The 6,922-nt window shown below is 31.3% G+C and carries 3 protein-coding genes; all 3 read right to left on the reverse strand.

What is annotated here, in order from left to right; translation table 11 throughout:
- Window positions 1-745 precede the first annotated feature (745 nt).
- The 3 genes from ACP6PK_RS09170 to ACP6PK_RS09180 all read right to left on the reverse strand — a co-directional run bounded on the left by ACP6PK_RS09170 (window position 746) and on the right by ACP6PK_RS09180 (window position 6,535).
- Window positions 746-3,157 carry an AAA domain-containing protein gene (locus tag ACP6PK_RS09170; protein ID WP_426559350.1) on the reverse strand — a complete coding sequence of 804 codons (2,412 nt, stop codon included), beginning with the start codon at window positions 3,155-3,157 and terminating at the stop codon, window positions 746-748.
- Window positions 3,158-3,299: 142 nt separating this feature from the next.
- On the reverse strand, window positions 3,300-4,307 hold the full coding sequence (locus ACP6PK_RS09175; protein ID WP_426559351.1) for a serine/threonine protein kinase: 1,008 nt from the start codon (window positions 4,305-4,307) through the stop codon (window positions 3,300-3,302).
- A gap of 1,076 nt (window positions 4,308-5,383) precedes the next feature.
- Entirely contained in the window at window positions 5,384-6,535 is a 1,152-nt protein-coding gene (locus ACP6PK_RS09180; protein ID WP_426559352.1) for a hypothetical protein, read from the reverse strand.
- Window positions 6,536-6,922: the final 387 nt, after the last annotated feature.

The raw sequence follows: 6,922 nt of genomic DNA on the forward strand, positions 1-6,922 counted from the left end.
TTGACAACTCCTCTGAAAGGTTCGTTGTAATAATTTGGTTAATAGCTGCATTTTTGAGAATTTTACCAAATTTTTCTCCGTAGGGGTTTGGTCTCCAAACCACCCTCAATAGTTCATTTTCATAATTTGATTAATAACTGCATTTTTCCGACTTTTTCCAAATTTTCATCTGTCGGGGTTTGGTCTCCAAACCCTTCTCAAAAATTCGCTGCGATAATTTAACTAATAACTACATTTTTGCCAATTTTCACAAATTTTTCTCCGTAGGGGTTTGGTCTCCAAACCCTTCTGAAGATTTCGTCGTAATAATTTGATTAATAGCTGCATTTTTCTGACTTTTTCCAAATTTTGCTATGTCTAGGTTATGGTTTGGCAACTCCTCTCAAAATTTCATTGGAATAATTTGATTAATAGCTGCATTTTTCCGAATTTTTCCAAATTTTTCTCCGTAGGGGTTTGGTTGGCAAACTCCTCTCAAAGGTTCGTTCCAATAATTTAATTAATAGCTGCATTTTTCCGAATTTTTCCAAATTTTTCTCCGTAGGGTTTTGGTCTCCAAACCCTTCTCAAAAATTCGCTGCAATAATTTGATTAATAACTGCATTTTTGCCAATTTTCACAAATTTTTCTCCGTAGGGGTTTGGTCTCCAAACCCCTCTCAAGAGTTCGCCGTAATAATTTGATTAATAGCTGCATTTTTCCGAATTTTCCCAAATTTTTAAATGTTCCAACCTATTTAAGATTACTATACAAATTTACCAGACTTAAGTCGAGAACAAACTTTACTACTATCAATATATTCGATTAAATATTTAAACTGATTAGGAATATTGCCAGGAGTTTTTCCTTCATAAGCCATATTATCATTGCCTACTATAATTAATAATTGCCTCGCACGAGACAAAGCAACATTTAACCTCCGATAATCTGAAGTAAAACCCAGCATTTTCTGAGAATTACTTCTAACTAAATCATAAATAATAATATCTTTTTCTCCACCTTGAAAAGCATCAACTGTATGAATAACAATATGTAGATTTTTCCACAACTGCTTATTATTAGGAGCAATAGTCGATTCTAAAATACCGATTTGTGAACGATAAGCTGAAATAATGCCAACCTCTTTTGATAAATTATTCGACTCACAATTATTTTGAATGTCTGCCAAAACTCCCCTAATAACTTTAGCCTCATAAATATTAGTGAAACTTTTTCCTGCTGGTTTTTCTTGAGATTTTTCCCGTGGAACATCGCTAGTAGATATCCAATAAATACTGTTCTTCAATTCTGTTAAACCATGTTGTTTTTCCTCAAGATTAACAAATTGACTTTTCACCTCGCTTTCGTAAAATAATGTACTGACTAAATTACCAATATCTGGGTGCATTCTATATTGATTAGTTAGAGTTATCTTATTATTATCCGGCAATTTTTCATAAAGATACTCAAACAAACTTATCTCCAAAGTTCTTTTTTCAATCTGTTGTTCATCCCACACTTTTTCTTGAACTTCTCTATCAATAATTGGCGGTAACTGTTGATGGTCTCCCACTAAAATAATCTTCTTACCTTTCGACATTGGAACAAAACTTTCCGGTGCAGTCGAGCGAGCAGCTTCATCAATTATTACCCAATCAAAATTACGGTCTTTAAATCTCGCTACCCCTAAACAAGTTGCCCCTACAACATTTATTTCATCTATAAATATAGACATCAAATCTTGTTGTTTTCTCTGCAATTTTTCATTCCATTCTTTATTTAACTTCTCCAAGTTGATGAAATTATGATAATTTTCTTGATTATCGCCCAGGAGACTCTCTAAAAATTTTGACTCTTTATATATCCACACTGAAAGTTGTTTTTGTACCGGATATTCGATGCCAAATTTAACAGTATATTTTTCTATAGATTCCAATATTTTTTGTTCTAACTCTAGCTTTTCATAAATTAGCTCCAAAGCAATATCCGAAAATTCTATAGATGCTAAATTTTCTGGTTTAATAACCAATTCCGAATTAAGTCTAGCAATTATTTTTGTTAATTTGACAGCCAAACTGTTCAACTCTTGATTTTTATTTTTAATCTCTTCTAATTCAGAAATCTTTTTCACCCCCGATAGAAGTTGCTCCTTTTTCTCCTGATACTCCTGCCAATAAGCAACAGATTTTTCACTAATAGATTTTTGCCAATTAATAATAGCCTTCTCCACTTCAAACTGTTTAGCACTTTCCTCTATTTTTTCCTCTCTACCAATTCTAATACACTTAATTTCTTGACTTTCCATACCAGAAATTCTCGTCAAAACATTATCCACTGCCACATTAGACTGAGAAGAAATCAAAATTTTATCGTTAGGATATTGCTTGAGAATTTGCCTAATAATTTCAGTAATTACAGAAGTTTTTCCAGTTCCCGGAGGTCCTTGAATTAAAAATATTTCCTCAGTAGCTAAAGCTTTACATACAGCCTTTTTTTGTGACTCATCTAATTGTTGATTAAAAAATGGTCTAATTAATATAGGCTCAATTAACTTAACATCAGAAGGATTAACAATAACCTGAGATAATTCTGGATTTTCTGAATCACCATATCTAATTTCTCTTAAAGCTTTACGTCTTTTTTCAATTTCAGATTCTTCTTTTTGTAAATCTGTTTCAATTTTTCCTCTATTTGATATAGAGTCAATCATTTGATCGGGGCAAAAATCTCCAATACTAATATGTAGTTTTTCAATTAACTCTCCATTACTAGATTTTTCCCCATCAATAATATCTCCAATAGATAACTGCTTTGATTTTTTTCGACTAGAAGATGATGGTTTCGTAGTGGAAATAGTTACCGGTAGTGGAGGAGATGTAATTTTTTCCAAATCTTCAACAGAGATAGGTTTTGTTAAAGTTACAATTACAATTTGTCTTTGCTGGTCATAGAATTTTTGTTGATATTGGAAAGTTGATTTTTGCTGTTGAATAATCTCTTTTTCAATATCAATTACAGATTGCCATTGCTCAAATGTTGCTGCTAACGCTTGATTATTTTCTCTTTCATTTTTAACCTCTTCTTCTTTCTCCCAAATTTTGTATATCAAGTCAGTCAAATCACTCTTTCGCCTTAAGTTTGGATCTATTTCAACAATAGGATATACTTTGATTTCCACTCCATTTTCAACAATTATTTCTTGTGTCTGAGGAGCGACAGATATTAGCTCTTTACGAAGAACAATATAATCAGGTTCATCTAACTCAATAAAACCTTGATAAATTTTAGCTAAACTTTCTAGAAAAATTTCTACATTTAGCCTATTTTTTTTTTTCTTCCTTCGGATTCTTTTGAATATGTTTTTTAATATATAAGATTCCTGAATTATCTTTTAACTCTGACTCAATATGCCTTTTAACTCTTAAACCTTGTCCTTGATAATTATTGCTTTTATCTACTTTTTCTCTAAATCCAGGAGTCACCACAAATACTATATTTTTGGTTTCAGATAATATCTCTAAAAAATCTGCAATAACTTTTCTCAAAACATCAAGCTTAGGACGTTTTTTACGGTCTATATTCGTCGCAATTTTCAAACCTTCTATTAAACTTTGATAATTTTCATAACCATCCAAAGCTAATTCAACAGAGTCATAAAGAATAGTTTTATCCCTTTCATCTTGAAATCTAATTCGCTCCGACTGAGTTGATAATAAATATAAAAAAGTCATCCCCAAAGAATAAACATCCGAATCTCTAGAAACTCCCTCAAGATTAATTTGCTCCGGCGCAGAAAATAAAGGTGTATGATAACTTCTAATCGTATTTGTTAACAAAGTAGTAGTAATAATAGCTATGCCAAAATCTAAAACTTTTGCTTGCGGTTTCTCATCAATATCTACCACCTTAATATTATCTGGCTTAATATCCCGATGAACAATATTCTTTCCATGAGCATGACTAATTCCATCAATTATTTGCAAAAATAAATGCAACTTTGTTTTTAAATCAATCCCACCATCAAAATAACTTTTAATATCTTGACCGTCTAAATATTCCAACACCAAATAAACCAATTTATGACGTTTTTCATAACCATAATCTATAAACTTTACAATATGAGGATGATTGAGACGTTTTAAAGTATCAGTTTCTCTTTCTAACAATTTAATTGCATTTTCTTCATCCGTAGAAAGTGTTTTAATAGCATAACGCTCCTGAGTATTTAACTTTTTAGCCAAATAAACAACACTACTTCCACCTTTTCCAAGTTCCGTAATGATGTCATACTTACCACCAAGAATTTCACCAACAAGAGAATCAGACATAACTATTTTGAACTTATTTATATCTAGATAGAAAAACCTTATATTATTAACATAACAAATAAGCTCAAAAAACAAAGTAACATAGGCATCTTGCCTGTAATATAGCAATCCTAAATAGGTTTTAAATAATTGATAATGGATAATTGATAATTGATAATTACCTCTACCTAAAAGGAAAATAAATTCATTGTTTCTCTTCAAATAGAAGGCTTTAAACCTTAATTATTCGGTAATATTTTATCGTAGGGGTTTGGAAACCAAACCCCTACAATTTTTTTTCACAAATCATTTAGAATTAGTATATCCCTACTAAAACCTTGATTAAATCTGCTATAAATTTACTTTAGGTTTTAGCTGACTAAATCCCTAAACATTAAAATTTATCAGCAACATTCAAACCAACATTCCCCACCTCAACTTGTAATATTAAAAGTCATATAATAATTGGTAGCTTGACAGATATTTATACTCGATCAATCATCTTGATTTACTTTTTCATTCTGTGAGAGCTAATGAAAAAAATTAGAATTTTGGTTGTATACTCACAAAAATTGTGATATCCTAATGATTAGATGGCGCTACTCGCATATAGACATGACTTTTTATTCAAGTAAATTTCATCAGCTCCAATATGCTAATGAAAAAAAATAGAATTTTGGTTGTATCCTCACAAAAATTGTGATATTCTAATGATTAGATGGTGCTACTCGCATACAAACATGATTTTTTATTCAAGTAAATTTTATAAACTCCGATATGCTAAGAAGAGATAAAGCATGAATACTTACTTAATTCTTCCTTCCTTCGTTACTATCTATGACTTCTGACCGCAACTAATAACTAATAACTAATAACTAATAACTAATAACTAATAACTAATAAATGATAACTAATAACTAATAACTAATAACTAATAACTAATAAATGATAAATGATAACTAATAAATGATAACTAATAACTAATAACTAATAAATGATAACTAATGAATGATAACTGATAACTAATAACTAATAAATGATAACTAATGAATGATAACTGATAACTGATAAATGATAAATGATAAATGATAACTGAATTAACCCTGATTAACTTCCTCAATAACCCAATGAAAAGTTTCCATTACTTGCTGCAACGCCTCATCATCTTCCAACGTTGATAAACGTAAACTAGGCGCTCTAAACTCATCAGAATTTCCTGGTAAAGCCAAACCAATAGAACTTAATTTACTTCTTAATTCCAACCATTTACTATCACTATTAAATGGAGGTTGAGAACTATATTTATTAGAATAAATTTCCAAACGACCAGAAATATCAATACTAAACAACTCTAGATTTTTTCTCCCTAGTTGATTAACTATTGCTGCAAAACCACCATAAACATCCCCCGTACCCCACTGAATTTTCACCAAAGGTTCTTGATTTTTAGCCCAGTTATGAATTTTTCTTACTATTGAAGCTTCATCAGCACCCCATCTCATTTTAAACTCTGGAAAGAAAGACACCTCATCCCATCTCCTCCTTTCGCGAGTCGTGCTTGATTTTTTCAATTGTGCTTCTGTAGTTTGACCAATTACTCTAGGAACTAAAGTTCTTAAACCATCTTGACTAACATATTGTTTAATTTCTAGTGCTAAAATTTCTACTGGGTCCATCTGTCCGTTGAGGAACTCCACTATCCTTCTTACTTCCGCCGGAATATCCTCTGCCACAAATACTAAACGAATTTTCCCTGCCTGTAGATTAGTTTTAACTTTCTGCCAAAACTTTTCCTCATTAGCATCCTCACCCAGAAACTCTTCAAATACCTGTTCCGGGTCACGACCATTTTCTCGACAATTAACTTCAAACTTAGCAATAATTGATTCCAGAGGCCAATAAATTCCTGCATTAGCAGCATAATCAATCATTTGACCTACAACTTTTTGACGAGCTTCTGCATTATAAGTTGCTTTTACTTCTACTAATGTCGGAATAGCTTCTTGATCGAGAAATAAATGAGATAATGCCCATTCCTGAGTCATCTCTTCTTCTTTTGATACTGCTACTTCCCGTGAAATTAATAACCATCGTCTAGGGGTACCTCTATCTATATCATCATCATCTCCTGCTAGGAGATTAGGATAAGTTTCCAGAAATTCTTGTAGTTGATCTTCGGAATCATAAGCTTGTTCTGTCATTTCCACAAGTTGGTCGTTATCCTGAATTAAATAAATACCTCCCCCCATGAGTCTACCCCTATTATATAAGTTATAAAGTTAAAAGTTAAAATTACTAAATCTTAATATTACTAGCTATCATAATTTTTCTGCGGAATGCTGCTAGATAATTAATAATTAATAATTAATAATTTAAAGATCAGATATTGGAGAGTACAAAGTTCTCCCAAATAATGATTTGCTTTCAAGACTGAAAGTATTACTGGAAAATGGTTATAGTACCTACAGTTCTCAAGAGAAAGTTTCTAACCTTTAGATAGATAGCTGAAAGCTTTAGCTAGCAATATTTATTCCCAGAACTTTGCACTGTCTAGATAAGATAGGTAAACAAAACAAATTCTATTATACATTGAGCCAAGCTTAATTCTGACTGTCTAAACATCCCGCTTTGTCAAT

The sequence above is a fragment of the Dapis hubbardiae BLCC-M172 genome, assembly GCF_050016015.1.
GTDB lineage: Bacteria > Cyanobacteriota > Cyanobacteriia > Cyanobacteriales > Microcoleaceae > Trichodesmium.